The sequence below is a fragment of the Alteraurantiacibacter buctensis genome (assembly GCF_009827655.1).
In the GTDB taxonomy this organism is placed as follows: domain Bacteria; phylum Pseudomonadota; class Alphaproteobacteria; order Sphingomonadales; family Sphingomonadaceae; genus Alteraurantiacibacter; species Alteraurantiacibacter buctensis.
Genome location: NZ_WTYV01000001.1, coordinates 818,209 through 844,698, shown reverse-complemented (window position 1 = coordinate 844,698; position 26,490 = coordinate 818,209). Strand labels below are relative to the sequence as shown.

34 protein-coding genes and 1 tRNA gene are annotated in these 26,490 nt (G+C 67.9%); 19 read left to right on the top strand and 16 right to left on the bottom strand.

The genetic code is table 11. From position 1 onward, the window contains the following. Positions 1-2: 2 nt before the first annotated feature. The 5 genes from GRI99_RS04030 to GRI99_RS04010 all read right to left on the bottom strand — a co-directional run bounded on the left by GRI99_RS04030 (position 3) and on the right by GRI99_RS04010 (position 2,471). Positions 3-494, bottom strand: coding sequence for an asparaginase domain-containing protein (locus GRI99_RS04030; protein ID WP_160770672.1), 492 nt, complete (start codon positions 492-494; stop codon positions 3-5). Positions 495-504: 10 nt separating this feature from the next. Next, positions 505-1,134: a hypothetical protein gene (locus tag GRI99_RS04025; protein WP_160770671.1), complete on the bottom strand. Its 630-nt coding sequence runs from the start codon at positions 1,132-1,134 to the stop codon at positions 505-507. Further along, positions 1,134-1,586: a hypothetical protein gene (locus GRI99_RS04020; protein ID WP_160770670.1), complete on the bottom strand. Its 453-nt coding sequence runs from the start codon at positions 1,584-1,586 to the stop codon at positions 1,134-1,136. Before GRI99_RS04020 ends, GRI99_RS04025 begins: the two co-directional genes overlap by 1 nt. A 162-nt stretch (positions 1,587-1,748) precedes the next feature. Next, complete coding sequence (locus tag GRI99_RS04015; RefSeq protein WP_160770669.1) at positions 1,749-2,159, bottom strand: hypothetical protein; 411 nt, start codon at positions 2,157-2,159, stop codon at positions 1,749-1,751. 90 nt (positions 2,160-2,249) lie between these two features. Beyond that, positions 2,250-2,471, bottom strand: coding sequence for a zinc-finger domain-containing protein (locus tag GRI99_RS04010; RefSeq protein WP_160770668.1), 222 nt, complete (start codon positions 2,469-2,471; stop codon positions 2,250-2,252). Positions 2,472-2,535: 64 nt separating this feature from the next. Here GRI99_RS04010 and GRI99_RS04005 point away from each other — a divergent pair, with 64 nt between their 5' ends. The 3 genes from GRI99_RS04005 (at position 2,536) to GRI99_RS03995 (ending at position 6,103) form a co-directional block, all read left to right on the top strand. Beyond that, complete coding sequence (locus GRI99_RS04005) at positions 2,536-3,486, top strand: ABC transporter ATP-binding protein (RefSeq protein ID WP_160770667.1); 951 nt, start codon at positions 2,536-2,538, stop codon at positions 3,484-3,486. Between the two features lie 58 nt (positions 3,487-3,544). After that, the gene (nadB, locus tag GRI99_RS04000; RefSeq protein WP_160770666.1) at positions 3,545-5,134 is read left to right on the top strand and encodes an L-aspartate oxidase; all 1,590 of its coding nucleotides are present in this window, start codon (positions 3,545-3,547) and stop codon (positions 5,132-5,134) included. 435 nt (positions 5,135-5,569) lie between these two features. Then, on the top strand, positions 5,570-6,103 hold the full coding sequence (locus GRI99_RS03995) for a YkgJ family cysteine cluster protein (RefSeq protein WP_160770665.1): 534 nt from the start codon (positions 5,570-5,572) through the stop codon (positions 6,101-6,103). An 8-nt stretch (positions 6,104-6,111) separates the two neighbouring features. On the opposite strand, the gene GRI99_RS03990 is transcribed toward GRI99_RS03995, so the two are convergent. Beyond that, a complete protein-coding gene (locus tag GRI99_RS03990) occupies positions 6,112-6,327 on the bottom strand; it encodes a hypothetical protein (protein WP_160770664.1) in 216 nt (71 codons plus the stop codon). 686 nt (positions 6,328-7,013) lie between these two features. Here GRI99_RS03990 and GRI99_RS03985 point away from each other — a divergent pair. After that, positions 7,014-8,939: a ribonucleoside-diphosphate reductase subunit alpha gene (locus GRI99_RS03985; protein ID WP_439098422.1), complete on the top strand. Its 1,926-nt coding sequence runs from the start codon at positions 7,014-7,016 to the stop codon at positions 8,937-8,939. A 167-nt stretch (positions 8,940-9,106) separates the two neighbouring features. On the opposite strand, the gene GRI99_RS03980 is transcribed toward GRI99_RS03985, so the two are convergent. Further along, the gene (locus GRI99_RS03980) at positions 9,107-9,436 is read right to left on the bottom strand and encodes a DUF2171 domain-containing protein (protein WP_160770662.1); all 330 of its coding nucleotides are present in this window, start codon (positions 9,434-9,436) and stop codon (positions 9,107-9,109) included. A 153-nt stretch (positions 9,437-9,589) separates the two neighbouring features. On the opposite strand from GRI99_RS03980, the gene GRI99_RS03975 reads away from it, so the two are divergent. The 5 genes from GRI99_RS03975 to GRI99_RS03955 all read left to right on the top strand — a co-directional run bounded on the left by GRI99_RS03975 (position 9,590) and on the right by GRI99_RS03955 (position 14,629). Then, positions 9,590-9,757, top strand: coding sequence for a hypothetical protein (locus GRI99_RS03975; RefSeq protein WP_160770661.1), 168 nt, complete (start codon positions 9,590-9,592; stop codon positions 9,755-9,757). A 54-nt stretch (positions 9,758-9,811) separates the two neighbouring features. Then, positions 9,812-12,634 carry a CHAT domain-containing protein gene (locus tag GRI99_RS03970; protein WP_160770660.1) on the top strand — a complete coding sequence of 941 codons (2,823 nt, stop codon included), beginning with the start codon at positions 9,812-9,814 and terminating at the stop codon, positions 12,632-12,634. Between the two features lie 59 nt (positions 12,635-12,693). Continuing rightward, positions 12,694-12,993 carry a hypothetical protein gene (locus GRI99_RS03965; RefSeq protein ID WP_160770659.1) on the top strand — a complete coding sequence of 100 codons (300 nt, stop codon included), beginning with the start codon at positions 12,694-12,696 and terminating at the stop codon, positions 12,991-12,993. A 151-nt stretch (positions 12,994-13,144) separates the two neighbouring features. Beyond that, positions 13,145-14,194 (top strand): ribonucleotide-diphosphate reductase subunit beta, encoded by a 1,050-nt coding sequence (locus GRI99_RS03960; RefSeq protein ID WP_160770658.1) that lies wholly within the window; start codon positions 13,145-13,147, stop codon positions 14,192-14,194. Between the two features lie 126 nt (positions 14,195-14,320). After that, on the top strand, positions 14,321-14,629 hold the full coding sequence (locus GRI99_RS03955) for a DUF1294 domain-containing protein (RefSeq protein ID WP_160770657.1): 309 nt from the start codon (positions 14,321-14,323) through the stop codon (positions 14,627-14,629). Between the two features lie 18 nt (positions 14,630-14,647). Here the strand turns inward: GRI99_RS03955 and GRI99_RS03950 are convergent, their stop codons facing one another. After that, the gene (locus GRI99_RS03950; RefSeq protein ID WP_160770656.1) at positions 14,648-15,022 is read right to left on the bottom strand and encodes a hypothetical protein; all 375 of its coding nucleotides are present in this window, start codon (positions 15,020-15,022) and stop codon (positions 14,648-14,650) included. Positions 15,023-15,192: 170 nt separating this feature from the next. Here GRI99_RS03950 and GRI99_RS03945 point away from each other — a divergent pair, with 170 nt between their 5' ends. Continuing rightward, positions 15,193-15,414, top strand: coding sequence for a hypothetical protein (locus tag GRI99_RS03945; RefSeq protein ID WP_160770655.1), 222 nt, complete (start codon positions 15,193-15,195; stop codon positions 15,412-15,414). Between the two features lie 136 nt (positions 15,415-15,550). On the opposite strand, the gene GRI99_RS03940 is transcribed toward GRI99_RS03945, so the two are convergent. Genes GRI99_RS03940 through GRI99_RS03930 form a run of 3 tightly spaced genes read right to left on the bottom strand, consistent with a single transcriptional unit; the run spans position 15,551 to position 16,780 of the window. Continuing rightward, positions 15,551-15,799, bottom strand: coding sequence for a hypothetical protein (locus GRI99_RS03940; RefSeq protein WP_160770654.1), 249 nt, complete (start codon positions 15,797-15,799; stop codon positions 15,551-15,553). A 1-nt stretch (position 15,800) separates the two neighbouring features. Next, entirely contained in the window at positions 15,801-16,148 is a 348-nt protein-coding gene (locus GRI99_RS03935; protein WP_160770653.1) for a DMT family protein, read from the bottom strand. A gap of 44 nt (positions 16,149-16,192) precedes the next feature. Next, positions 16,193-16,780 carry a thermonuclease family protein gene (locus GRI99_RS03930; protein ID WP_160770652.1) on the bottom strand — a complete coding sequence of 196 codons (588 nt, stop codon included), beginning with the start codon at positions 16,778-16,780 and terminating at the stop codon, positions 16,193-16,195. A gap of 255 nt (positions 16,781-17,035) precedes the next feature. On the opposite strand from GRI99_RS03930, the gene GRI99_RS03925 reads away from it, so the two are divergent. Then, positions 17,036-17,227, top strand: coding sequence for a YdcH family protein (locus GRI99_RS03925; protein ID WP_237438090.1), 192 nt, complete (start codon positions 17,036-17,038; stop codon positions 17,225-17,227). An 85-nt stretch (positions 17,228-17,312) separates the two neighbouring features. Then, on the top strand, positions 17,313-18,314 hold the full coding sequence (locus GRI99_RS03920) for a TerC family protein (protein ID WP_160770877.1): 1,002 nt from the start codon (positions 17,313-17,315) through the stop codon (positions 18,312-18,314). A gap of 93 nt (positions 18,315-18,407) precedes the next feature. On the opposite strand, the gene GRI99_RS03915 is transcribed toward GRI99_RS03920, so the two are convergent. The 3 genes from GRI99_RS03915 to GRI99_RS03905 all read right to left on the bottom strand — a co-directional run bounded on the left by GRI99_RS03915 (position 18,408) and on the right by GRI99_RS03905 (position 20,263). Further along, the gene (locus GRI99_RS03915; RefSeq protein WP_160770650.1) at positions 18,408-18,851 is read right to left on the bottom strand and encodes a hypothetical protein; all 444 of its coding nucleotides are present in this window, start codon (positions 18,849-18,851) and stop codon (positions 18,408-18,410) included. Between the two features lie 140 nt (positions 18,852-18,991). After that, on the bottom strand, positions 18,992-19,768 hold the full coding sequence (gene ppk2, locus GRI99_RS03910; protein ID WP_160770649.1) for a polyphosphate kinase 2: 777 nt from the start codon (positions 19,766-19,768) through the stop codon (positions 18,992-18,994). A 42-nt stretch (positions 19,769-19,810) separates the two neighbouring features. Further along, the gene (locus tag GRI99_RS03905) at positions 19,811-20,263 is read right to left on the bottom strand and encodes a thermonuclease family protein (protein WP_160770648.1); all 453 of its coding nucleotides are present in this window, start codon (positions 20,261-20,263) and stop codon (positions 19,811-19,813) included. Positions 20,264-20,367: 104 nt separating this feature from the next. Between GRI99_RS03905 and argB the strand changes: the two genes are divergently transcribed. The 4 genes from argB (at position 20,368) to GRI99_RS03885 (ending at position 23,234) form a co-directional block, all read left to right on the top strand. After that, positions 20,368-21,264 carry an acetylglutamate kinase gene (gene argB, locus GRI99_RS03900; RefSeq protein ID WP_160770647.1) on the top strand — a complete coding sequence of 299 codons (897 nt, stop codon included), beginning with the start codon at positions 20,368-20,370 and terminating at the stop codon, positions 21,262-21,264. Between the two features lie 200 nt (positions 21,265-21,464). Continuing rightward, complete coding sequence (locus GRI99_RS03895; RefSeq protein ID WP_160770646.1) at positions 21,465-21,767, top strand: YggT family protein; 303 nt, start codon at positions 21,465-21,467, stop codon at positions 21,765-21,767. Between the two features lie 58 nt (positions 21,768-21,825). Next, positions 21,826-22,617 carry a hypothetical protein gene (locus tag GRI99_RS03890; protein ID WP_160770645.1) on the top strand — a complete coding sequence of 264 codons (792 nt, stop codon included), beginning with the start codon at positions 21,826-21,828 and terminating at the stop codon, positions 22,615-22,617. Beyond that, positions 22,614-23,234 carry a MarC family protein gene (locus GRI99_RS03885; protein ID WP_160770644.1) on the top strand — a complete coding sequence of 207 codons (621 nt, stop codon included), beginning with the start codon at positions 22,614-22,616 and terminating at the stop codon, positions 23,232-23,234. Before GRI99_RS03890 ends, GRI99_RS03885 begins: the two co-directional genes overlap by 4 nt. Before the next feature lie 3 nt (positions 23,235-23,237). Here GRI99_RS03885 and GRI99_RS03880 read toward each other — a convergent pair whose 3' ends face one another. Further along, positions 23,238-23,867, bottom strand: coding sequence for an LON peptidase substrate-binding domain-containing protein (locus GRI99_RS03880; RefSeq protein WP_160770643.1), 630 nt, complete (start codon positions 23,865-23,867; stop codon positions 23,238-23,240). Beyond that, positions 23,867-24,775 carry a tetratricopeptide repeat protein gene (locus tag GRI99_RS03875; protein ID WP_160770876.1) on the bottom strand — a complete coding sequence of 303 codons (909 nt, stop codon included), beginning with the start codon at positions 24,773-24,775 and terminating at the stop codon, positions 23,867-23,869. The genes GRI99_RS03880 and GRI99_RS03875 overlap by 1 nt, the downstream gene beginning before the upstream one ends. A gap of 175 nt (positions 24,776-24,950) precedes the next feature. On the opposite strand from GRI99_RS03875, the gene GRI99_RS03870 reads away from it, so the two are divergent. The 3 genes from GRI99_RS03870 (at position 24,951) to GRI99_RS03860 (ending at position 26,488) form a co-directional block, all read left to right on the top strand. Continuing rightward, positions 24,951-25,025, top strand: a tRNA-Gly gene (locus tag GRI99_RS03870). Positions 25,026-25,130: 105 nt separating this feature from the next. After that, positions 25,131-25,631: a MarR family transcriptional regulator gene (locus GRI99_RS03865; RefSeq protein ID WP_160770642.1), complete on the top strand. Its 501-nt coding sequence runs from the start codon at positions 25,131-25,133 to the stop codon at positions 25,629-25,631. A 35-nt stretch (positions 25,632-25,666) separates the two neighbouring features. Beyond that, positions 25,667-26,488, top strand: a complete 822-nt coding sequence (locus GRI99_RS03860; RefSeq protein WP_160770641.1) for an SDR family NAD(P)-dependent oxidoreductase — start codon at positions 25,667-25,669, stop codon at positions 26,486-26,488. Positions 26,489-26,490 lie beyond the last annotated feature (2 nt).

The following is a 26,490-nucleotide window of genomic DNA, read 5'->3' as shown; positions in this document are numbered from 1 at the left end:
GCCTAAATGGCCACAAACTTCCCCGCCGCGCGGTCCTTCTTCACCTTGAGCCCGTCGAACACCTCGCCGCTCATGGCGATCCATACGCCGGGCGGGGCGACCTGCGCGGTGGCGAAGGCCATGCCCAGGTTGAAGGGCGCGTCGGTCTCGGCAAAGCGCGCCGGGCTGAGGGCTCCGGTCAGCACGATCGTCTTGCCGGGCACTTCGGCGGCCAGCACACGGGCCGTCTCGGTCATGGTATCGGTGCCGTGGGTGATGACGATGCGGCTTTCCGGCGCCTCTCGCGCGGCGGCGGCCACCAGCAGCCGGTCGGCTTCGGTCAGCTCCAGGCTGTCCTTCCTCATCAGCTCCACCACGCGGAACGGCAGGGCCACGCGCGCCTCGCCCAGCAGGGCAGGAATGCCGCTGTCGGTGATCTGGTATTCGCTCAGCGCGTCGAAATAGTTCTTGTCGATCGTGCCGCCGGTGGTGAGGACGAGAATGGGCTTGCTCATCCCGCCAGCCCTAGTCCCCCCGCTGCGGCTTGGCCAGCAGGCCCTGCACCAGCCGCAAGGCCAGCACGGCGAGCGGATAGAGTAGCACGGCCAGGCACGCATAGGCCAGGATCGGCGGCAGCAGGAAGTGGTAGAACGCCGCCGCGCCCGCCAGTGGCAGCAGGGCCAGGGCAGCCTCGCGCGGGGCAAGCGGGCCCAGCGGCCAGGCATAGCGTCGCTCGTAGCGCCGCTCTTCGCTCTCGCCGGCAGCCAGCGGGCGGGGTTGCAGCACGGCGGCATAGACGTGGAGGTGGGCCAGCATCAGCAGCGCGGCCACGCCCACCAAGCCCAGCGCCACCACGCTCCAGGCGGCGCTGCGCTCCAGCACCACGGCCCAGTAGGCCATGCACACCAGCACCGGCATCGCCGCCGCCAGCGCCAGCGGTACGAAGCGGCCGACCATCAGCGCCAGCCCCGCCACCAGCAGCAGGCCCATCGCCACATAGATCAGCCGGCTGAAGTGCAGCGCCTCCAGCAGCTCGAAAGCCATGGGCGTGGCGCCGACCGGGAAGGGCAGGTGCACCGCCAGCACGTGGTTCAGCGCCAGCACGGCCAGGGCCAGCCCCAGCACCAGCCGCGCGGCATCGAGCAGGCGGGCCATCAGCGCGCCTCCCTGTCGGTGCCATAGCCCAGGTCCGCCAGGCGCGGAGGCCAGCGCGGCGTGGCCACGGGGTTCAGCATCGCGGCGTAGCTGTGGCGATAGGCCAGCATCAGCAGCAGGTTGGCCAGCAGCACGGCCCAGCCATAGTAGGCCGAGACCGAACCCCACCCCTGCAGCGGCACGTCCCAATACCACACGTTGAAGCTGATCGGCAGTTCCAGCAGCAGCGCCAGGGGCACGCGCCAGCCCAGCAGCAGGCACAACCCGGCAAACAGCTCCACCGCCTTGACCAGGCTGAACAGCCCGGTCTCGATCAGCGCGGTGATCAGCGCCGTGCTTTCCGGCTGGTTGCCCAGCGGCTGCGGGAACAGCGGATAGAAATGGTTGAGGCCCGCAGGCACCAGCCAGGCGGCAAAGCCTAGCCGCAGCAGCCACACCGCGTAATGCATCATTCCCTCCCCTGAACGCCCGGCTCTGGCGGCCGGTTACCGGGGGCGAGACTGGCCTGCGCGGCGGGGAATGTAAATGGCCGCACCCGCCCGGCCCCAAACGGGAACGGCCGCCCGCGAGCAAACTCGCGGGCGGCCGCACAGGCTCCCGTCAGGAGAGCTGGTTCAGCCTTCGCCGTTGTCCACCTTGTGGTAGGGCACGAAGTTCTCCAGGAACAGCGCACCGCTGAACGACGGCGAATAGCGATCGAACGTGCGCATCACGTCATTGCGGCAGAGCTGGCTGGAATACCGCTCGATCACCGGCACATCGTCCGAATCGAGCATGTTCGGGTTGGTGGCGCGGGCCACGTAGATCGTGTCCCCCGCGTCATAGACCAGGCCCACATGCGGCAGCACGGTCAGCCGATTGCTACGGATGGCGTTGATGCAGTTGACCGGCTCACCGGCCTGGTACCCTTCCAGCATCTCGGCCAGGCGGGCTTCCGACCGCTCCTGCCGGGTTTCCGCCTGGGCGGCCGTGCCTGCGCCAACCATCACGGCAGCAGCGGCGACACTTGCGAGAATCTTTTTCATCATCGTTCTCCTTCTTGCCGACGAATGGTGCCTGCACGTGGCTGAACGGAGCCTGACCGGCGCCGAAGGGTGCGACGCGAAGAGCCGCAATCAGTCTGCGGCGTGCCCCATCGTGCCTTCCGCGGGGCTGCCGGCCAGCACGAAACGCTTGTCGCAATAGCCGCAATCGACATAGCCCGCCTCGTCGATCTCCAGCCACACGCGCGGGTGGCCCAGGGCTGCGCCGCCGCGGATCTCGCTGGCACCGTCGCACATGACGCGGGTGGTGGTGACGGTGACGGTTTCGGGGACGAATGCAGGTGTCTGGCTCATGCCTCGCTGCCTAATTCCACAGCGCCCTTTACGCAAGCCGCGCCGCGCGCCTAGAGCGTCCCTCATGCCGTCCGAAAACGCCCCAGAAAACGCGATCGAGATCCGCGACGTTACCAAGCGCTATGCCGGGACCAGGAAGGCCCCGCCCAAGGAGGCGCTGCGTGGCCTGTCGTTCGACGTGCCGCAGGGCCAGGTGTTCGGCCTGCTGGGCCCCAACGGGGCGGGCAAAAGCACGCTGATCAACATCATGGCCGGCCTCGTCACCAAGACCAGCGGGACGATCTCGATCTGGGGCCATGACATCGATCATGACCACCGCAACGCCAAGCTGAACATCGGCATCGTGCCGCAGGAGATCGTGTTCGATCCCTTCTTCACGCCGTTCGAGGTGCTGGAGAACCAGGGCGGCATGTATGGCGTGGCCAAGCACCTGCGCCGCAGCGAGGAATTGCTGCGCGCGGTCCACCTGTCGGACAAGCGCAACGCCTATGCCCGCACCCTCTCGGGCGGCATGAAGCGGCGGCTGCTGATCGCCAAGGCGATGGTCCATTCCCCGCCGATCCTGGTGCTGGACGAGCCGACCGCCGGGGTGGACGTGGAACTGCGCCGCCAGTTGTGGGAACTGGTGCAGCAGTTGAACCATGAGGGCGTGACTGTGGTCCTCACCACCCACTACCTGGAAGAGGCGGAGCAGCTGTGCGACCGCATCGCCATCATCAACCACGGCCAGCTGATCGCCAACAAGCCCACCCGCGAGCTCGTCGGCCTGATGGGCGAGAAGGTGGTGGCGGTAACGGTTGACCGCGACATTACCGCGCTGCCCGCAGACCCGCGCTTCCGCAAGTGCGTGAAGGCGGGCGAGCGGGTGATCGAGGTTACCTATGACAAGGCCGAGATGACCGCCGGCCAGGTGCTGGGCCTGCTGCAGGACCAGGGCTTCACCGTGGAGGACGTCTCCACCCGCGAGGCGGACCTGGAGGACGTGTTCGTGCAACTGACGAGTGCGGCTGCCTGAGACCTGCCCCATGTCCCGTGCTTGCAGCATGGCCCCGCCACGGGCATGAGTCCCGCGCATGACACAGGCTGCCCCTTATGACGTCCTCATCATCGGCTCCGGCGCGGCGGGGCTGACTGCGGCCCTGTCGCTGGCCACGCGGCTGAAAGTGCTGGTGCTGGCCAAGGGGGCGCTGAACAGCGGCTCCACCGCCTGGGCGCAGGGCGGGATCGCCGCGGTGCTCGACGCGGGCGACACCTTCGAGGACCATATCCGCGATACCATGGTGGCGGGCGCGGGCCTGAACGACCTGGCGGCGGTGGAGTTTGTTATCGAACGCGCCCCGGCCGCGATCGACAGGCTGTGCGAGCTGGGCGTCCCCTTCAACCGGGAAAGCGGGGACCTGCACCTGACGCGCGAGGGCGGCCATTCGCACCGCCGCATCGTGCATGTGGACGATGCCACCGGCTGGGCGGTGCAGGCCGCCCTGCTAAAGGCGGCCGAGGAAAACCCCAACATCACCCTGCTGCCGCACCGGTCCTGCATCGACCTGATCACCGGCAAGCACGAGGAGCGCTATTCCGGGTCGGGCCGCGTGTGGGGGGCCTATGCGCTGAACGAGGCGACCGGCAAGGTGGAGGCGCACACGGCCCGCGCCACCGTGCTGGCCAGCGGCGGCGCTGGTCGCGTGTACCAGTTCTCCACCGCGCCGCGCGGGGCCACCGGCGATGGCATCGCCATGGCCTGGCGGGCGGGCGCGCGCGTCTCCAACATGGAGATGATGCAGTTCCACCCGACCTGCCTCTACAACCTCGAGGTCAAGAACTTCCTCATCACCGAGGCCGTGCGCGGCGAGGGCGGGCACCTGATCAACCCGGTCACCGGCCACCGCTACATGGTGGACTATGATCCGGAGCGGATGGAACTGGCCCCGCGCGATATCGTGGCGCGGGCCAACGATGACCAGATCAAGCGCTATGGCCTGGATTTCGTGCACCTGGATATCAGCCACATGCCGGCCGATTTCGTGCGCGGCCACTTCCCCACGATCCACGAAAAGCTGCTGGGGCTGGGGATCGACATGACGAAACAGCCGATCCCCGTGGTGCCCGCGCAGCACTATACCTGCGGCGGGGTGGTGATCGGGCTGGATGCGCGGACCGACCTGCCGGGCCTGTGGGCGGCGGGCGAATGCACCGAAAGCGGCCTGCACGGGGCCAACCGCCTGGCTTCCAACTCGCTCCTCGAATGCTTCGTGTTCGGCGAGGCGGCGGCGCAGGACATCCTCACCCGCTGGGACGAGCTGCTGACCGTGCCGCAGATCCGCGAGTGGGATGAAAGCCGAGTGACCGATTCGGACGAGGAGGTCATTATCAAGCAGAACTGGACCGAGATCCGCCGCTTCATGTGGAACTATGTGGGCATCGTGCGCACCACCAAGCGCCTGGAACGCGCCGCCCACCGCATCAAGCTGCTCGGCAGCGAGATCGAGGACTATTACGGCCACTTCCGCGTGACCACCGACCTGATCGAGCTGCGCAACCTCCACCAGTGTGCCGGCCTGATCGTGGACAGCGCCCTGAAGCGCCACGAGAGCCGCGGGCTGCACTACACGCTGGACTATCCGGAGACGCTGCCAAACGCGGTCGATACGGTGCTGGTGCCCTGACCTTGCGCCCGTGGCCCGGCCAGCCTTGGGGCTGCCGGGGGAGGGTAGGGAGCAAATGACCGGCGCGGGGTTGCCGCATTCTGTGCCCGGACTCGACGACGCTTTGGGTAGCTAGGTTACTTTCATTCGCGTCGAGATTTGTTGCCGCCGGCCCGCGGCCATCCTCCAGCTACTGACGCGACGGAGGGCAGCACTCGCGTGGCGGCCATGCCTGGTGCGAACGTTCGGCTGAACACCGGGACGCCCGCGCCGGTCATTTCCTCCGCGTTCCGAAGAACCGGAGGATGGCCCATCCGCTGCTCTGGCCAGACGCATCGGACGCGAATCGGGCTGCACTATTCCGGGTGCTGTAGGAAAGTGCTTTCTGCATTCGGCCTTGCGTAAAATTCCGTGTGCGACTTGACGCGGCGCGTCGTGACCGGCTCAAACCCCCGCATGGCATCCACCAACATCTGCGTGGCCTGCGGCATCTGCTGCGACGGGCACCTGTTCGATCACGCGCGAATGTACCCGGGCGAGCAGCCGCTGTGCGCCTCGCTGGGCATGGGAACCGAGGAGCGGGACGATGGCGAAGGGCGCTTCCTGCTGCCGTGCCCGCGCCACGGGGCCGAAGGGTGCACCGTCTATGACCGGCGGCCCACCACCTGTCGCACCTTCCGCTGCCGCCTGCTCAAGGACCATGAGGCAGGCGCGATTTCGGGCGACGAGGCGCTGGCGGTGATCGGCAAGGTCCACGCGCTGGACTGGCACGGCACCCTGCGCCCCCTTCTGCTGCGCCTGGTGCCGGACCAGGCCGGGCCGGTCACCCGCCACCTGCTGGCCGCCCAGGCCGCGATTGCCGCCGACCCCGATCCGGCCGCGCAGCGTCGCACCCACGCGCAGGCGCTGCTGCGCACCACGGCGCTGGTCGAGCTTTTGCGGCAGTATTTCTACAAGCGGCCGGAGGAAGACCCGGCCGCGCGCGAGTAAGCGGCCGGTCAGTCGCCCATCATCAGCAGGATCACGAAGGCCAGGAACGTGCCGGCGATGAACATCGCCCACGACCAGTAGAGCTTCACGTCGAAGTCCATGAACTCGACATGGAACGAGAAGATGTTGAGCACCCCGCCGGTGGACCCGCCCGAGCCCATGAACAGGCAGACCAGGATGGTCAGGAACACACCAAAGGGGATCGACTTGGCGAGGGTGATCATGCGGGGCCTCTCCGCAGTGTTGGCGACGGCGCGGCTTGTGGCAAATTTGCAGGGCCGGGTCCAGTTCCGCGATGCCCGCAAGGCGGCCGGCGCAAGCATGTTGCGCGGCCCGATTCGATAGATTCACGCCCGCGCAACGCCGCGGATTTTTTTCCGCAGATGGATTTTGGGGCTTGCCAAGCGCGCCAGTGGACCTTTTCCCGCGCGTCGCGGTGTATGGCGTGGGCAAGACAGTGGCTTGAACGGCGCGCATCGGCGCTTAAATCGGACTTAACCCTCTTGCGCGCGGATTCCACCCGATTCACTATGGGTGGTGGCTTGGACTGCGGAGGCACCCACAAGACCTAGTGTTATCCCGGATGGTCGGGAGAGTGCGCGAAGGGCGTGCTGAAGGGGCTTGGCAAGGGGGCGCGCAGCCAATCTGTGGGCAGGCGGGGGATAAGTTTTTCCCTGCCCAGGCATGGAAACGGGTAGGTTGGCTGATACCCGCCGATTCGAACACATGCGGAACAAAGCGGCATGGCTCCGGGTTTCGCCGGGGCTTTTGGTAACGATATCGGGGACGGGCGGCACACATGGAATTCAAGGCAACGGACGAAGCGGCAATGGGACTGGACCTCAACCTGGCGAACGACGCCCCGCCCAGGCGCAAGAGCGCCGCCGATACTGCCGGAAAGGCACTGGAAATGGACCGCAAGGATACGGGCAGCGATGCCCTGGTGGCCGATGCCGCCGCACAGGCGCTGGGCAACGCCATGGCCGAGGTGGCGAAGGCCGCCGCCGCGCCCAAGGATTCCAAGACCGTCAACGCGCGCCGGTTCACCGTGGTGACCGACAGTGCGCGTGACGCCAACCTGACCGATTTCGGCAAGGAAACGCTGCGCGACCGCTACCTGCTGCCGGGCGAGAGCTACCAGGACCTGTTTGCCCGCGTGGCCGATGCCTATGCCGATGACCAGGACCACGCCCAGCGGCTGTATGACTACATCTCGAACCTGTGGTTCATGCCCGCCACCCCGGTGCTGAGCAATGCCGGCACCAACCGCGGCCTGCCGATCTCGTGCTATCTCAACAGCGTGTCTGACAGCCTGGAAGGCATCGTCGGCACCTGGAACGAGAACGTGTGGCTGGCCAGCAAGGGCGGCGGCATCGGCACCTACTGGGGCAACGTACGCGGCATCGGCGAGCCGGTGGGCCTGAACGGCAAGACCAGCGGGATCATCCCCTTCGTGCGCGTGATGGACAGCCTGACGCTGGCGATCAGCCAGGGTTCGCTGCGCCGCGGCTCTGCCGCCTGCTATATCGACATCCACCACCCGGAGATCGAGGAGTTCCTCGAGATCCGCAAGCCCAGCGGCGATTTCAACCGCAAGGCGCTGAACCTGCACCACGGCGTGCTGGTGACCGATGCCTTCATGGAAGCGGTCCGCACCGGCAGCAAGTTCGACCTGCTCAGCCCCAAGGACGGCAGCGTGCGCGGGCAGGTGGATGCGCGCAGCCTGTTCCAGAAGCTGGTCGAGACCCGCCTCGCCACGGGTGAGCCCTACATCGTGTTCTCCGACACGGTGAACCGCATGATGCCCAAGCACCACCGTGACCTGGGCCTGAAGGTGTCCACCTCCAACCTGTGCAGCGAAATCACCCTGCCAACCGGGGTTGACCACCTGGGCAACGATCGCACGGCGGTGTGCTGCCTGTCGTCGCTGAACCTGGAAACCTGGGACCAGTGGAACACCGACAAGACCTTCATCGAGGACGTGATGCGCTTCCTCGACAACGTACTGCAGGACTATATCGACCGCGCGCCGGACGAGATGGCCCGCGCCAAGTATTCCGCCAGCCGCGAGCGGTCGGTCGGCATGGGCGTAATGGGCTTCCACAGCTTCCTGCAGATGAAGGGCATCGGCTTCGAAAGCCCCATGGCCAAGGTGTGGAACCTCAAGATGTTCAAGCACATCGCGGCCAAGGCGGAAGAGGCCAGCATGGTCCTGGCCGAAGAGCGCGGGGCCTGTCCCGACGCTGCCGAGCAGGGCGTGATGGAGCGGTTTTCGTGCAAGATGGCGATCGCCCCCACCGCGTCGATCAGCATCATCTGCGGCGGCACCAGCGCCTGCATCGAGCCGATCCCGGCCAACATCTACACCCACAAGACCCTGTCGGGCAGCTTCGTAGTGAAGAACCCGTACCTGGAAAAGCTGCTCGACCAGAAGAGCAAGAACTCCACCAACGTGTGGAACTCGATCCTGGAGAAGGGCGGCAGCGTCCAGCACCTCGATTTCCTGACGCCCGAGGAAAAGGCGGTCTACAAGACCAGCTTCGAGATCGACCAGCGCTGGCTGCTGGAATTCGCGGCGGACCGCACCCCGTTCATCGACCAGGCGCAGAGCCTCAACCTCTACATCCCGGCCGACGTGGACAAGTGGGATCTGATGATGCTGCACTTCCAGGCCTGGGAGAAGGGTATCAAGAGCCTGTATTACCTGCGGTCGAAGTCCGTGCAGCGCGCCGGCTTTGCCGGCGGGGTGGAGGCGGACAACACCGCCGATGCACCCAAGATCGAACTCAGCGCCGGTGGCCAGACCGACTACGAGGAGTGCCTGGCCTGCCAGTGAATTCGGCCGTAAAACCGGAACAGGGCCATGCGCCGCAAGAAGAGGCCGCTTCCGATACGGGAGCGGCTTTTTCGTTTTTGGCGCGACCTGCGTGCCGGCTGGCCCCTATCTCGGGCTTGTAACCTGCGTCTTTGTCCTGATTCTGGCAGCCATCGCTTCCTGGCCCACTACCCCGCATCCTCCTCGCCATAACTCGCCATCGCTTCGGTCTCTTCCTCCTCGCGGCGGGTCACGGCGTTGACCGATCGGTCGGCGCCTTCGCTTTCGTCCATGTAGACCATGGCGCTGGCGGCGGTGGTGTTCAGCCGCACGGTGTCGCCTTCCACCCCGGCCACCAGGTCGGCGGCGAGGTAGTGGTGGTAGCCTTCGTGGCCGGCGGGGTTGCCGGTGCGGGTCAGCTTGATGCGGTCCACCTCCACGCCGTCCACCGTGCCCACGGGTCCGCCGTCGGACCCGACCACGGCCATGTGCTCGCGGATCGTCTTGAGCTGGGTCATCGCTGGCTCTCCTTTACTGGTTTCCGGCAGACCAACGCGCGGCAAGGCTGGCGGCTCCCGCCCGTCCATCCCCCCATCCGTGGCATTGCGTAATCGCACCTGCGCAGGCATCATCCGGCCCGGGTCGCGCCATTGGGGTAGGGGTACACGCATATGCTGCTCTACGGGGGTATCGGCCTGCTGGCCGCCGGCATTCTGTCGATGGTGTTCAGCGACAAGCTGAGCAAGGATCCGGCCAAGGCCGCGCAGTTGAAGAAGCAGGGGCCGATGATCGCCATCGTCGGGGCGATTTTCCTGTTGTTGCGCCTGCTGGTGGGCTGACACACCGAAAATTGCCGCTGGCCAGCCCGCGGTAAATCATTCAAACCGTGGCCCATGTCTTGGGGTCGCGGGGTAGAGGGCTTGATCGGGGCACTGGCTACAGCCGGTGCCCTGGCGCTTGCCCAGCCCGCAGCGGGGCAGGAGGCGCTGCCGACCATCGAGCAGATGCGCGCGCGCGATGTCCTCGCTGCGCCTGAGGGGGAGCTGGCTGCCTGGCGCGCCTTTACCGCCCGCGTGCTGGCCGATCCCGCGTCTCCGCCCGAACTGGTGGCGGAAAGCCGCCTGGGGCTGGCCATTGCCCTGATGTATGCGCAGGCGAACGCGGACGGGCTGGCCGAATGGCAGGCCGCTGATGCGCTGGTGGCGGCGCTTCCCGCACCGCCCGCCTTCCTTGCCCGCCACCAGGCCACCGGATCGCTGCTGCTGACCGAGGCGGCGCGGCTGGACGAGGCCGAGGCGCTGGCCCGCGCCGCGCTGGCTACAGCGCAAGCCGCCGGGCCTGGCGGGCTGGTCGATCAGGCGCTGGCCCGCAACGCGCAAGGGATGATCGCTTTCGCCCGCAATGATCTGGCGGCGGCGGAAAGCGCCTTCTGCACCGCGCGCGACCTGGGGCTGGCGGCACCGTCTCCCTATCACGCGATGGTGGTCAACGATGCCAGTTCCTGCGGGGCGGTGAAGTATTACCTGGAGCGGCCCGATACGCTGGCCGCCATGCGCCTGGCCAGTGACCATGCCCACGCGCACCTGCCGCCGGACCATCCCAAGATGGGCAACGTCCTGAATTCGGCCTATGCCGTGCTGTTGCGCTATGGCCGCTATGCCGAGGCCGAGCCGCTGATCCGCCGCCACCTGGAGCTGGAGCGCACCCTGCGCACCGGCGACGCGGACGAGATCTACGATCCCCTGTCGCTGCTGGCCCGCGCGCTGGAACTGCGCGGGGCCTATGCCGATGCCGAGGTGCTGTTTCGCGCGGCGGCAGACATGGCCGACCGGCTCCGCTCCGCCACCCAGCCGTGGGCGCGCGGGCGGGCACGTGGCAACCTGGCCGTGGTGCTGGCGCGGCAGGGCCGGCTGGACGAGGCCGAGGCCGAGGCCCGCGCCGGGGTGGAGCGGCTGGTGGCCGAGCTGGAACCGGGCAACTCCAACATCGGCAGCGGGCAGGTAGTCTGGGCCGACCAGCTCGAGCGGCTGGGCCGGCGCGACGAGGCGCTGGCGCAGGTGGACGAGGGGCTGGCGCTCCTCAGCGCCGAGTATCCGCCCGAACACAGCGAGGTGATCGCCGCCCGCCTGATCCGCGCCCGCGTGCTGGCGGGGCTGGGGCGCACGGCCGAGGCGCTGGAGCAATCGCGCGAGGCCAGCGGCCTGTTCGCCAAGCAGATGTTCGACCTGGCCGCCAGCGAGACCGACCGCGTGGCCCTGTCGCGAGTGGTGCCGCGCGCCTTTGCCGATCACGTTGCCGTGGCGCTAGCCGCCGGGGACATGGGCGAGGCGGTGCAGGCGGCGCAACTGCTGCTGCTGTCCGAACAGGGCATCAGCAACGCCCGCATCGCCGCCGGGGCCCTGGCGCGCGAAGAGGGACTGGGCGCGGCGGTGGACCGGCTGGAAGCGGCCCGCGCCGCGGTGCAGGCGGCGGACAAGGCGCTGGCCGCCGCGCAGGCCAGCGGCAGCGCCGATGCGGCGGACCTGGCCCCGCGCCTGGCCGCCGCGCGCGACGAGGCGGCGGCTGCACAGGGCGCGCTGCTGGAGGCCTTCCCGCAATATGCCGAGCTCGCCCGCCCGCAGGTGCCCACGCTGGGCGAACTGCAGGCGAAGCTGGGTGCGGGCGAGGTGCTGGTCCTGCCGCTGGCCTTGCCGGACCGGGCGCTGACCATCACCGTCACCCGCGATGCCGTGGCCTGGGGGCAGGCCGACCTGCCGCCGATGCAGGTGGCCGCGCTGGCCGAGCGGGTGCGCCTGTCCGCCCAGTCGCCCGGCGCGTTCGATGTGTCAGCGGCGCGGGCGCTGCACGATGTGGTCTTTCCGGCCGCGGTGCGCGATCTCGCCACCGGCGCGCGCGAGCTGCTGTTTCCCGCCGCCGGCTACCTTGCCCGCCTGTCGCCTGCCGTGCTGCTGACCGGCGCGGCGGACCCCGCGCGGCTGGCCGATGCGCCGTGGCTGGTGCGCCGTTCCGCCATTCGCGTGGTGGCCGATCTGGCGCGGCTGGGCCCGGCCGATGCGCCTCTGGCCGCGCGCGACTTCCTGGGCGTGGGGGCGCCCGATGGCCTGCCGCCCGCGCTGGCCAGCGCAGCCGCCAGCCTGCCGCCGCTGCCCCGCGCCCGGGCCGAGCTGGACGATCTGGCCCGCGCGCTCGCTCCGCCGGGGGCAACCGTGCTGGCGGGGGCGGAAGCCAGCGAAAGCGCGCTTGCCACGCTGGACCTGCCGCGCTTCGGGGTGATTGCCTTTGCCACCCACGGCCTTGTCGGCGGCGAGGTGGCCGGGCTGGACGAGCCGGCGCTGGTGCTGGCGGGCAGCGCGGAAGGGGGCAGCGCCGAGGATGGCCTGCTGACCGCCAGCGAGATCGCCGGCATGAAGCTGGCGGCGGACTGGGTGATCCTGTCCGCCTGCGATACCGCTGCCGGGCAGAGCACCGGCGCGCCCGGCTATTCCGGCCTCGCGCGCGCCTTTGCCCAGGCCGGAGCGCGCAGCCTGATGCTGAGCCACTGGCGCGTGCGCGACGATGCCGCCGCCTTCCTCAGCGTGGAAACGCTGCGGCGTGCGGGCACCGGCGACAGGGCCGAGGCGCTGCGGCAGGCGCAATTGGCGCTGATGGCGCGGGCTGACCTCGCCGATGCCGCCCATCCGGCGGTGTGGGCACCGTTCGCAATCCTCGACAACTGATCGCATTTAAGCCTGCCCGTTAGCCAAATGCTAACCACGCCGGCGGTATTTTCCGCGCCATGGGCCAAGGTTCCAAACGCTTTCCCACCCATCACGGGTATGGCGAGGTGCGCGTTTCACGCTACCTGGTGCTGTACCTGGGGCAGATCGGCTGGCTGGTGCTGGGCGCCTGGCTGTTCGCCACCGCCTTCTGGCCATCGGCCTGCACGCCCAAGGACCTGTGGGAAGTGATCGAATGCTCGGTGGCCCTGCCGGAAAACGGCGGCTGGCACGAAGCGGGCCTGATGACGTGGATCTGGTCTACCCCCATCCTGGTGCTGCTGGAAATTTCGCGCCGCTGGAGCAAGAAGGACGGTTGATCCGTCCGGCGCATCGCGCGCCCTCGCTTCGACTCGCGCCAGCAACGCTTCGTCGCACGATTTATCCCCGCATATAGTCCTTCGCTCGTCTTCGATTCACCATCGGGAAACCCTATATTGGGGGTTCGCGATTCACGCCCGGAGATACCAGATGTCGTTGCTCGAAGCCCGCAAGACCTACAAGCCCTTCGAATATCCCTGGGCCTACGAGTTCTGGAAGCGCCAGCAGCAGATCCACTGGATGCCCGAGGAAGTGCCACTGGGCGAGGATTGCCGTGACTGGGCGCAGAACCTCTCGGACCACGAGCGCAACCTGCTCACCCAGATCTTCCGCTTCTTCACCCAGGCCGACGTGGAAGTGCAGGACTGCTATCACGACAAGTACGGCCGGGTGTTCAAGCCCACCGAGATCAAGATGATGCTGGCCGCGTTCAGCAACATGGAAACGGTGCACATCGCCGCCTACAGCCACCTGCTGGACACCATCGGCATGCCGGAAAGCGAATACGGCATGTTCCTCGAATACGAGGAGATGAAGGCCAAGCACGATTACCTGCAGCAGTTCGGCGTGGATTCGGACGAGGATATCGCCCGCACGCTGGCCATGTTCGGTGGCTTTACCGAAGGGCTGCAACTGTTCGCCAGCTTTGCCATGCTGATGAACTTCCCGCGCTTCAACAAGATGAAGGGCATGGGGCAGATCGTGTCCTGGTCCGTGCGCGATGAAAGCCTGCACTGCGAAGGCATCACCCGCCTGTTCCACGCCTTCTGCGCCGAGCGGCAGTGCCTGACCAAGGCGGTGAAGGAAGACATCATCGACATGTGCCAGAAGACGGTGCGGCTGGAGGATGCCTTCATCGACCTCGCCTTCGAAGGCGGCCCGGTGCCCGGGATGACGGCGAAGGAAATCAAGCGCTATATCCGCTACATCGCCGACTGGCGCCTGAGCCAGCTCAACCTGCCTGCGATCTACATGGTGGAAGACCACCCGCTGCCCTGGCTGACCCCGCTGCTGAACGGCGTGGAGCACGCCAACTTCTTCGAAACCCGCGCGACGGAATACTCGAAGGGCGCGACCAAGGGTGACTGGCAGACCGTGTGGTCCAGCTTCGACTCGCGCCAGAAGGCCAAGGCGGCGAACGAGGTCGAGGTGGAGCCGGAAGCGCCGGGGCTGTTCGGGGATTCGCAGGCGGCGGAGTGAGGGGAAAACTGACCCACCCCCAGCCCCTCCCGCAAGCGGGAGGGGAGAAACCGGTCGACCCCAGTTCAATGTGCCCGGTACAGCCCTTAGCAATCCCCTAACCCAACCAGCCTAAACTCGCGCCGCATGACGCTGCTCGCCCCGGCCAACCTCGTCACCGCGTTGTGTGCGGTCAACTTTGCGGCTTTTGCCGCTTTCGGGATCGACAAGGCGCGGGCGGAGAACGGGGGGTGGCGCATTCGCGAATCCACGCTGCTGTTCCTGGCGCTGATCGGCGGCTCTCCGGGTGCGCTCGCGGGGCGCAAGGCCTTTCGCCACAAGACGCGCAAGCAGCCATTCAACTCCGAACTTCGCGGCATCGTGGTGCTGCAGGTAATCGGACTGGCGGGGCTGGCCTGGTATTGGGGCGGCGGCCCGCTGCCGTCGTTTCAATAAGACCCGCAGACCAGCCCCTCAAACCGGATCAGGCGGCACGATCTCGTCCGGCTGGTCGGGATGGCCCGGGTTGGGCATTGGCGGCGGGGCGTCGGGTTGCTGGGGCATGTCGGGGGGAACCGGGGTCGGTTCTGACGGGGCGGGGGTTTCTGCCGGTCCGTCGGGCGGCGGGGTTTCGGCGGGGCCGTCGGGTGCCGGCGTTTCGGCCGGTGGGCCGTCTGGCGAATGGTCCGGCTCGGTCGCGCCGATCGGATAGTGCGGCTCGGTGGGCGCGGCGGCGGGGTCGGTGGCATTGGCAAAATCGCTCTGCGTCACGCGTGTCGCTTCCAGCCCCTCGTCGGTGGTCAGCGGGGCGTTGAACCCTTCGGTGTCGGACAGCTTGCGGTTGTACATGGCGCTGGTTCCTCTCTGGACGCTGGCGCGGGGAAAGACCGCGCCGCTTTCCCCTGTTCGACGCGCCAGCGCGCCACCTGTTCCCGCGCGCTCTTGCCAGCGGCCCGGGACAGGCGCACCATCGGCCGCGAGGATCACCTGAGTCTAGCCACGCCCCAAGGAGGCCGCCGATGCACCTGTCCCGCACATCCGCCCTTGCTCTTGCCCTGGTCCCCCTGCTGGCCGCCTGCCAGGCCGAGGAACCCGTGGCCCCCGAACCCGCCGCCACCGATGTCAGCGGCGGCGAGCTGATCGCTGTGCCGGCGGATGAGGCCAACCCCGAAGGCGTGACCCTGCCGGAAGTGACGATGACCCCGGTGGCCCCGTCCGCCAGCGCGTCACCCGCCGAATAGCGCCCTAGGCCCCGCGCCACCTGAGCGCGGGCATCAGGCCAAACAGCACCTGCCCCGCCAGCCCCAGCGCGCCTGCCGGGCGGGCGAGGGCGGCCAGCCATTGCGCTCCTGTCTGGCCCAAGGCGAGGGCCAGCGCTCATTCGCCTGCCAGCAGCAGCGTGAAGGCCAGCAGCCCCGTACCCAGCGCCGCGCGGCGCGTGGGGACCGGGTGGCGGGCCAGCACGCGGCCCGCCCACCACCAGCTTGCCGCCAGCATCACCGGCAGTTCCAGCGCCACGGCGGCAAGCGGGCCAAGCGCCGGCTCCAGCCACAGGGTCCGCACGGTGCCCAGCGTGAAGCCCAGCGCGAACACGCCCAGCCAATAGCGGATGGCCGCGCGGGTCATCTCACTTGCCCACGAACAGGAAGGCCACCGCCGCCATGATGCAGCAGAAGGCCGCCGCGTGGCGCCAGGTGGCCGCTTCGCCCAGCACGAAGACCATGAACAGGCCGAACACGGTGAGCGCGATCGCCTCCTGCACGATCTTGAGCTGCCCCGCGCTCCAGCCGCTGGCATAGCCGATGCGGTTGGCGGGCACGGCGAGGGAATACTCGATCCCCGCCAGCAGCCAACTTATCAGGATCACCCAGCCCAGCGGCCGGGCATTGGCTACCTCAGGTCCGCCCTTCAGGTGCCAGTACCAGGCGGCAGTCATGAACAGGTTGGACAAGGTGAGCAGGATCAGCGTGGGCATGGCGCAGGGGAGTGCGCCCGCCCGCCAGAACGGTCAAGGGCCGCTCAGCACCACCCCGCGCGGCTTTCGCCGCCATAGGGCCGCGCGCCGCCGTTGGCGATCATCCACCGGGCCAGCCGGTCCTCCCGGCCATCGGGCTCCGCACGCGTCACGAAGCGCAGTTCGCGGCCATAGTGGTCGGTCGGTTCGTCCAGCCGCGCGGTCATGCGAAACGAGCCGCGGTTGAGCCAGGCCTGGAGGGCATGGGTGCTGGCTTCGGCCTGCGCCGCCTCGGCCGGGCAGCGGGCATCCACCTCCGCCGTGTCGATCCCCTGCACGCGCACGGTGCGCTGGCCGATGCGGAAGGTATCGCCGTCGATCACGCAGTAATAGCCGCGCCCCCGTCCGCAGCGGGTGAAAGTGCCGGCAATGGTTTCGGGCGCGGTCTGCAGGAAGGCCGGCGGCTCAAACTGCTCGGGATTGTCGATCACGAACCACCCGGTGGCCAGGGCGATCAGCAGCAGCCACGGGCGCACCGCCACGAAGGCCTCCCGCCAGGTGGAACGCCGCCGGGCGGGCGGGCGCGGGGGCGGGCGACGGTTGCCGCCATTGCGCGGCCTGAGGGGCACCACTTTACCGCGTTCGATGGTCATGTCGCTTGTCCTATAGGTTCGGCGTCAACGGGCAATGGATTACGGGGCTTGAAAGCGGAGCGAATCACTCCTATTAGACGAGAGCGGACCGGGCCCCTCTGGCGGGCGCGCTTCTTACGAAGGCGCTCGTGATGTCGGACCGCATCGGACAGCCGATGCGTTCTCGACCCCGGGCCTTCCCCCCCTCACCCGGACGGAATGCAAAGGCTGTCCGATACTCCAACTCTCTTATGGAGACCGAGGATGTCGGCCCGATTGTTTACGCTTACCCGCCTGCACCAGAAGATCGACGAGCGCCTGCACCTGGCCCGCCAGCGCCCTGCGCCCGATAGCCTGGAGCTGACCCGCCTGAAGAAGATGAAGCTGCGGGTGAAGGACCTGATCCAGCGGCTGGCGCGTTCTGCGCCGCAGGCTGACCACACAACGCGGCGGCCCAGCGCGGGCTGATCGCGAACGCGGGCGCGCCGGCTTGCCACTCCTGCGGGGGCGGATGGACGGCGCGCCATGCCTTTAACAGGGACATTCAAACATGATGGAATTCTTGACAGCCGACTGGCTGGGCACCCCGGTGTGGTTCTGGGGTGCGTTCCTCAGCATCGTCGTGCTGCTGACCGCCTTCGACCTGGGCTTCCTGCACAAGGAGGACAAGGTGATGGGCGTGGCCGAAAGCCTGAAGCTTTCCGCCTTCTACATCGCGGTCGCCATGCTGTTCGGCCTGTGGGTGTGGTTCGAGCGCGGGGCTGGCCCTGCCACCGAATACTACACCGGCTTCTTCATCGAGAAGGCGCTGTCGATCGACAACGTCTTCGTGATCAGCCTGATCTTCGCCACCTTCGCCGTGCCCTTGCAGTACCAGTACCGGGCCCTGCTGTGGGGCATCATCGCGGTGATCGTGCTGCGCGGCCTGATGATCGCGGGCGGTGCGGCGCTGCTGGCAGAGGCCTACTGGGTGCTCTACCTGTTTGCCGCCTTCCTGATCGTTACCGGCATCAAGATGATGTTCGCCGGCGACAAGCCGATGGACGTGGCGGGCAACCCCGTTGTCCGCTGGATCAGCACCCACATGCGCGTGACCAAGGAGCATCACGGCCCCAACTTCTTCGTCAAGGTGCCCGACGAGAAGACCGGCAAGCTGGTGACTGCCGCCACGCCGATGTTCCTGGCGCTGGTGGTGATCAACCTGGCCGACCTGGTGTTCGCGGTGGACAGCGTGCCGGCAATCTTCGCCATCACCACCGATACCTTCATCGTCTACACCAGCAACATCTTCGCCATCCTGGGCCTGCGTGCGCTGTACTTCGCCCTGGCGGCGATGGTCCATCGCTTCCACTACCTCAAGTATGCCCTGGCCGCGGTGCTGGTGTTCATCGGCACGAAGATCTTCATTTCCGACTTCGTGCTGGATGGCGGCAAGATTCCCGCTTCGGTCAGCCTGGGCGTGACCTTCGCCCTGATTGGCGCGGGCATCGCCTATTCGCTGTGGAAGACGCGCGGGCAGGAAGAACCGGACTGGCCGGCCACACCTCCGGCCTGACAGATCAGCCCCGGCGGACAAAGAAAGGGCGGCTTCCTTGCGGGAGCCGCCCTTTCCGGTTCGTCAGGGGGGCTGACGCGTAATTTCGGTCGCTTAGTTGTCGGTGTCGGTATCGACCTCGACTGCAACCTCGCCGGCCGGGTGGTCACCAGCGTGGCCGTTGGCGTGAACCTGGCCCTGGGGGGTGGTCACGCGGACATCGGTATCGGCCTGCACATCGGTGGCGCGGTCAAGGCCGCGCCGGCCCTCTGCCCCGGCCTCTTCCACGCGGGTGCGGGCATTATCGAGGCCGCGCTCGGTCTCGTCCCAGGCATCCTCCACCGTGGTCGTGGTGGTGTCCACCGTGGTGTCGATAGTGCTGTCGACCGGCGGGTTGGGCAGCGGCACGTCCACGCCGCCGCCGGCATTGCCCCCAACGGAAACGCCGCCCGGGCCAACGCCCACGCCGCCCGCGCCGCCAATGCCGATGCCCTGCGCATGGGCCGTGCCAGCCAGGCCCAGGGCCAGGGTGGCGGTGATGAGAGAGAAGGTCTTCATGGCTCAAATCCTCTTGCAACACGCGCATCTGCGCATGGTGAAGAGGGGAAGCGCCGGCGCGCCGGTTGGCTCCCGCCGAAGCGGCCATGCGTTCGTGGCGGGCGGCGGATGCCCCTGAAAAGGCGCTATTAATCTGGCGTTCAGTCGCCCGGGACGGGATAGGGCGGCAGGGGCTGGATCAGCTCGTAGCGTTCAGGCAACGGCTCGTGCCCCAGCGGCGGCCAGTCGATCGGCTCTTCCGGCAGGGCGCAATCGGGCAGGCGGTCCAGCAGGTTGCGGATCAGCGTCAGCCGCCCGTGCTTCTGGTCGTTGAAGTTCACCATCGTCCACGGGGCATGGGCAGTGTGGGTGGCGGCGAACATGGCCTCGCGGGCCTGCGTGTACTCGTCATAGAGGGTGCGCGCCTGCACATCGATGGGCGACAGCTTCCAGCGCTTCAGCGGATCGGCCACCCGCTCGGCAAAGCGCTCTTCCTGCTCGGCCTGGTCGGTACCCAGCCAGTATTTGAACAGGCGGATCCCGTCGTCCACCAGCAGCTTCTCGAACACCGGGACGGCGGCCAGGAAGGCATCGACCTGTTCAGGGGTGGCGAAGCCCATCACCTTTTCAACCCCGGCGCGGTTGTACCAGCTGCGATCGAACAGCACGATCTCGCCCGCCGTGGGCAGGTGCTGGACATAGCGCTGGAAATACCACTGCCCGGCTTCCGCCTCGCTCGGCTTGCCCAGCGCCACCACGCGGCACTGGCGCGGGTTCAGGGGCCCGCGGATCGCGCTGATGACCCCGCTCTTGCCGGCGGTATCGCGCCCCTCCAGCAGCACCAGCACGCGCTGGCCTTTCGCCCTGGCCCAGCGAGCCATGGTCACCAGTTCCGGCTCCAGCGCTGCCAGCGCTTCCTCGTAGTGCTTGTTCTTCATGGGGCGGGAGTGTTCCACCCCCAGGCCGTGCGGGCAAGAGGTTTAGCGCGCCGCCAGCGCTCCCGCGCACCAGTCGCTGCGGCGTCCCTGCCAGTGCTCGGCCAGTCCCTCGGCCACCAGCACCTGCCCCAGGCTCACCCCGTTGCGGCTCGCCACCCGCAGCAGGCGGCCATAGCGGTCGGCATCGCGGCTGCCCTGCCGTTCCAGCGTGAAGGGGCCGGCGTTGAGCAGGGCAATCAGCCGCCGCGTGGCCGCTTCGCCCAGCGCGCGCTCTCCCGCGCAGCCGGGCTGCGAGACTTCGGGCGTGTTGATGTCGGCCAGGCGGATTTTCGCGCCATCCAGCCACAGGGTATCGCCATCGACCACGCAGGTCTGCCGGGGGCCGCTGCCGCAGGGGGCGAACTGCGTGGCCCGCACCTCCTGGGCACCAAGCGGGGCGGGGGCGAAGGCCAGCAGGGCGGGCAGAAGGGCGGCGGGGATGGCAAGGCGCAACATGGCCCCACGGTTAGGGGCGGGCCCGCGCTCGCACGCATAAGGGTGCCTACGGCTCCGCGCGAATCCCTATGCAGCCCCGCGCAAAGCCATTATGGCGCGGCTCCATGACCAAGACGCTTGATCCCCAGATGCTCATCAAGGCCGAAACGCTGATCGAGGCGCTGCCCTATTTCCAGCGCTATGCGGGGCAGAGCTTCGTGGTGAAATACGGCGGCCACGCGATGGGCGATCCCGAGGCGGCCAAGGACTTTGCCGAGGATATTGTGCTGCTGAAGGCGGTGGGTATCAACCCGGTGGTGGTCCACGGTGGCGGCCCGCAGATCGGCGCCATGCTGAAGAAGCTGGGCGTGGAATCGCACTTCGTCGATGGCTTGCGCGTGACTGACAAGGCCACGGCGGAAGTGGCCGAAATGGTCCTGTCCGGCGCGATCAACAAGGAACTGGTCGGCTGGATCGCCCAGGCGGGCGGCAAGGCCATCGGCATTTCCGGCAAGGACGGCAACATGGTCCGCGCCGAGAAGGTCACCCGCACCAAGAAGGACCCGGACAGCCAGATCGAGCAGGCGGTTGACCTGGGCTTCGTGGGCGAGCCGAAGGCGGTCGACACCTCGGTGCTGCGCACGCTCAGCGAAGGCGGCATGATCCCGGTGATCGCCCCCATCGCTACCGACGGGGAAGGGCACACCTACAACATCAACGCCGACACCATGGCGGGCGCGATTGCCGCGGCCCTTGGCGCGGCGCGGCTGTTCCTGCTGACCGACGTGCCCGGCGTGCTGGACAAGGACAAGAACCTGCTGACCGACCTGAAGCCGGCCGACATCGCCCGGCTGAAGGACGATGGCACGATCAGCGGCGGCATGATCCCCAAGCTGGAAACCTGCGTGACGGCGGTGGAAGGCGGCTGCCAGGCGGCGGTGATCCTGGATGGCCGTGTGCCGCACGCCATGCTGCTGGAATTCTTCACCAGCCGCGGCGCGGGCACGCTCGTCAGCGCCTGATTTCCGGTCGCGCTGGCGCGCAGATCAGATCCCCCGCCCCGCCTCCCCACCCGGCCACCATAGCCTGATGGTATCATTGATGGCCGGGTGGGGAGGCGGGGCGGGCACTTACTGCCAAGTATCCGTATTACCCAGTTGATACACCCGCCCCGGTTAGGCTAAGCCTGCCACAGGGACGCATTTCGCCGGAAGGTACTGCCTTGCTCTTCGCGCTGATCAATATCGTCAACTACATCGCCTACCTGGTGCAGGTGGTGGTGATCATCCAGTTCGTGCTGAGCCTGCTGATCAGCTTCAACGTGGTCAACATGTCGAACCACTTCGTCTCATCGGTGTGGACGGCGGTGAACGCGGTGCTCGATCCGCTGCTCAACCCCATCCGTCGGATCATGCCCAACACCGGCGCGATCGACTTTTCGCCCATCGTGCTGCTGATCGGCCTCAGGATCCTTACCGAGCTGCTGGTGGGCGCGCAGCGCAGCATGATTACCGGCACTCTTTGACCGGGCATCGGCCCGCCGCTTCATGCACGGTTCACCCGCGCGCCCGATAGCTGCGGCCATGCGCAAGTTCACCACCATGCTCGCCCTGTTGGCTGCCTCGGCGGCGCTGGCGGGAACCGCTTCCGCACCCCTGGCACAAAGCCGCGAGCGTGACCGCGCGCGCCCGATCCGCTCCGCCGGAGAGCCGGGCCGCGTGGCCGCTGCCGACTGGAGCCTGGCCCGCCGCGCGCGCGAGGAGGGCCAGTTCACCGCTATGCGCGATACCATGGCCGGAGGGGCGCTGCTGCACCAGGCGGAGGGCCCGGTGGACGCTGCCACCTGGCTGACCGGCCGCGCCGATCCGGCCGAGCCCGAGCAGTGGGCCCCCGCCACGGTGTGGACCTCTTGCGATGGCACCCTGGCGGTGACCGAGGGCCGCTATCGCCAGGCCGACGGCCTCGTGGGCACCTATGTCACCGTATGGGCCCTGCAGCGGGACCGCAGCTACAAGTGGACCTATGACCTCTCCAGCCTGGACGATCCGCAGCCGGTGGAGCGCCAGCGGCCCGCACTGCCGGCGGTCAGCCCGGCAGACCTGATCACCGTGCAGGACATTCCCAGCGTGCGCGGCCACGTGGCCGATTGCATGCGGCGCGGCAGCCCTCGCCCTGATCGGCCGCAACCGGTCTCCGGCCCCGCCACCCGCGCCGGGCAGGGCGCATCGGACGATGCCACACTGGTCTGGCGCTGGGAGCACCGCGCCAACGGCGAGCGGCTGTTCAGTGCCGATTACCTGCGCGACGGCCAATGGAGCCGCGTGACGACCTTGCGCGTTGCCCCCGCATCGGCAAGCGCTACAAGGGCTGAATGATCGAGCTGTTCCTGTCTGCCTTCGTCACCCTGTTCGTGGTGATCGATCCGCCGGGCTGCGCGCCGATCTATGCCGGCCTCACCAAGGGGGCCACCGTCAGCCAGTCTCGCACGATGGCGATCCGCGCCTGCCTGATCGCCACCGCGATCCTGCTGGTCTTTGCCCTGTTCGGCCAGACCCTGCTGGGCGCGCTGCATATCGAGCTGGACAGTTTCCGCATTGCGGGCGGCATCATGCTGTTCCTGATCGCGCTCGACATGGTGTTCGAAAAGCGCACCCAGCGGCGCGAGGAGCGGGCGGAAAAGGTTGCCGCCACCCCGGAAGTGGAGGACGTGTCGGTCTTTCCCATGGCCATGCCCATGCTGGCGGGGCCGGGCGCGATTGCCGCTGTGATGCTGCTGCAGAACGAGGCCGATGGGCCGCAGGAGACGCTGGTGGTGCTGGCCGCGCTGGGGCTGGTGATGGTCCTGACCCTGCTGGCGCTGATGGCCGCCAGCCCGCTGATGAAGCTGGTCGGCGCGCGGGTGGAGGCCGTGATTACCCGCCTGCTGGGTGTGCTGCTGGCGGCGCTGGCGGCGCAATACGTGATCGACGGGCTGCGGAGCAGCTTCGCGTAACGGCTATTGCAGCGTCACCCTGTCTTCATCCGGGTCGCCCTTGCCGAAGAATTCCAGCAGTTGCACCATCACCTCGCAGCGGGCGCGCAGGGTGGGGGCTTCCAGCAGCGCCTGCTTGCTGGCGGCATCGAACGGGGCGATCTGCGAGAAGCCGTTGACCAGCGTCATGTCGTCCAGCCGCGCAACCGAATCCCAGTCGACCGAATAGCCCTGCGCATCGGCAAACTTGCGCGCCTCGCTTTCCAGCGCCGCGCGTTCGCCCAGCGACAGCAGCTCGTCTGCCGCATCCTCGATCAGTTCGGCTTCCACCTGGCGGAACGGGGTGCTCACCTGCAGCTCGCTCAGCACACGGAAGCGCGCCTCGCCGGTCAGCACGATGTTGTAGCGCCCGTCCTCGCTGGTCTCGACCTCCTCGATCTTGCCCATGCAGCCGATGGCGAACAGCGGCGCGCCATCGCGTGCGGCCCCTTCGCGCGAAGGCTGTGGCTGGATCATGCCGATGCGCCGGTCGCGCGCCAGGGCATCGCCGATCATGGCGCGATAGCGCGGCTCGAAGATGTGCAGCGGCAGTTGCAGGCCGGGAAACAGGATGGCCCCGGTCAGCGGGAAGATCGAAAGCTTGCGCGTGGTCATCAGCCGAACAGCAGCAGGCTGAGCTTGCGGCGCTGGCCCGATACCCACGGGTCTTCCAGACCCACCGCCTCGAACATCTGGAGCAGGCGCGCCTTGGCCGCGCCGTCGTTCCACGCCGGATCGTTGCGGATCATGCCCAGCAGCGTTTCCGCCGCCTCGTCACGGCTGCCGGCGGCGAAGGCGGCTTCGGCAAAGGCCAGTTGCGCGTCCATATCCGCCGGACGCTCTGCGGCGGCGGCGCGCAGGGACTGCAACTCGCCATCGTCCACCTTGTTGGCCGCCAGTTCCAGCGTGGTCTTCACCTGCGCCAGTTCGGGGGCGTTCTGCACCTCGGGCGGCAGGGTGTCGAAGGCGGCCTGCGCCTCGGTCTGGTGACCGGCCGCCACCAGCGAGCGCAGCAGGCCCGAAAGCACGGCCACGTCCTGCGGCGCCATGTCGGTCAACTGGTGGAACATGGCCGCAGCCTGTTCGGCTTCGCCGGCGGCCAACCGCTCTTCGGCAATGGCAATCAGTTGCGCCAGATCGATCGCGCTGTCATCGCCCGGGGCACCGGGGGTGACAGGCAGTTGCGCCAGGATCTGGTCCAGCGCGCCCTTCAACTGGCTTTCGCTGCGCGCCGGGGTCAGGTCGGCCACCGGCTGGCCCTGGAACATGGCATAGACCGTGGGGATCGACTGGACCTGGAACTGGCTGGCGATGAAGCCTTCCTCGTCCACGTTGATTTTGGCCAGCACCACGCCCCTGTCGGCATATTCGGCGGCCACCTTTTCCAGCACCGGGGTCAGCGCCTTGCACGGGCCGCACCATTCGGCCCAGAAATCCAGGATCACCAGCTTGGTCTGGCTGGGTTCGACCACTGCCTTGCGGAATCGGTCGACGGCTTTCTGCTCGTCGAGGCTGAGGCCCATGCTTGCCAAGTGGTATCTCCGTTTTCGTCAGGGATCGATGTGCGCCCTCTATGTGGCGCTTTGGGGGCCAATGTGAAGGGTGAATTGCCTGCCAATAACCCTCTTGCGCGAGTCGGAAGCGGCTGTTAGTGGCGCGCTTCCCAACCGGAAGCCTGGCTTTCGGTAACGCCAGTGAGCGGGCGTAGCTCAGGGGTAGAGCACAACCTTGCCAAGGTTGGGGTCGAGGGTTCGAATCCCTTCGCCCGCTCCATTTTCCAGACATTGGCTGAATCCGGCTTCCCCTTCCCGGGGCGGTCTTCGCGATTCTCGACAGGTCCGCGCAAATCGGCCAATGCTCCGCGCGAAGGGAACAGGCGTGGCCATCGGAACACCAGCAACAGACAGCGCCGCCCGGCTTGCGGCCTACAAGGCGGGCGATCCTCCGCCCGAAATGCTGCTGACGATCAAGCTGGTGCTGGCCGCCCGCCTGTGGCGCGCGCGGGTGGACGAGCGGCTGCGGCCGATCGCTTACAGTTCCTCGCGCATGGAAACGCTGGGTGCCATCGCCGCATCCCCCGCGGGCAGCACGCAGAGCGACGTGGCCCGACGCCTCAGAATCGAAGGCCCCTCGCTTACCCGCATGGTGCAACTGCTGGAAAAGGAACAGCTGATCAGCCGGCAGGCCGATCCGGGCGATGCGCGGTCCAAGCTGCTGGAACTGACCCCTGCGGGCGAGGCCGCGCTGGACGAGATCTTCGGCCTGTCCGATGGCATGCGGCTGGCGCTGCTGGACGGGATCGACCCGGCCATGCTGGCGACGGTGGAGGCCTTTTTCGACGAGATCATCCGCCGGCTGGACCATCCTGAGGGGCTGTGAGGGCCGGAGGGCTGTAGAACACAAGGGAGAGAGCAATGGGCATTCTGGCAGGCCAGGTGGCGCTGGTAACGGGCGCGGGCCGCGGCTTCGGCCGGGCGATTGCCGAGCGGCTGGCGGCGGAAGGGGCGGCGGTGGCCGTCGTCTCCCGCTCGATCGGCGAGGTGAGCGCCGTGGCCGATGCCATCCGCGCTGCCGGGCACGCGGCCATGGCGGCTACCTGCGATGTGACCAGCCCGGCCGATATCGCCGTGGTGGTGGCGCAGGTCGAGGGCGAGCTGGGCCTGATCGACCTGCTCGTCTCCAACGCCGGGGTGCCCGGCCCGTTCGGCCCGCTGTGGCAGGTGAACCCGGAAGAATGGTGGCAGGCCCAGGAAGTGCACATCCGCGCCCCGTTCCTGCTGATGCACCGGATCCTGCCGGGTATGGTTTCGCGCGGGCGGGGGCGGGTGGTCTGCGTGTCGGCCAAGGCGGCGCGGATCGTGGCCCCGCACCTGTCCGCCTATTGCACCGGCAAGATCGCGCAGAACCGGCTGGTGGCCGAAGCGGCGGCGGAACTGGCGGGCACCGGCGTCAGTGCCTTTGCCATCGATCCCGGCTTCGTGCCCACGAGGCTGGCGCGCGACACGATGGAGGACCCGGCGGCGCAGCAATACCTGGGGGGCATGGTCGAGCGGCTGAAGGAGCGGTTCGACGATCCCGAAGCCCAGGGCGATCTGGCCCGCTGCGCCCAGCGCGTGCTGGACCTGGCGAGCGGGCAATACGACGAGCTTTCCGGCGGCTATTACGAGTTGCCCGACGACCTGGAGGCAGCCCTGCTGGCAAAGCGCGAGGAAGGGCCGGTGGCGGTGGGCCACTAAGC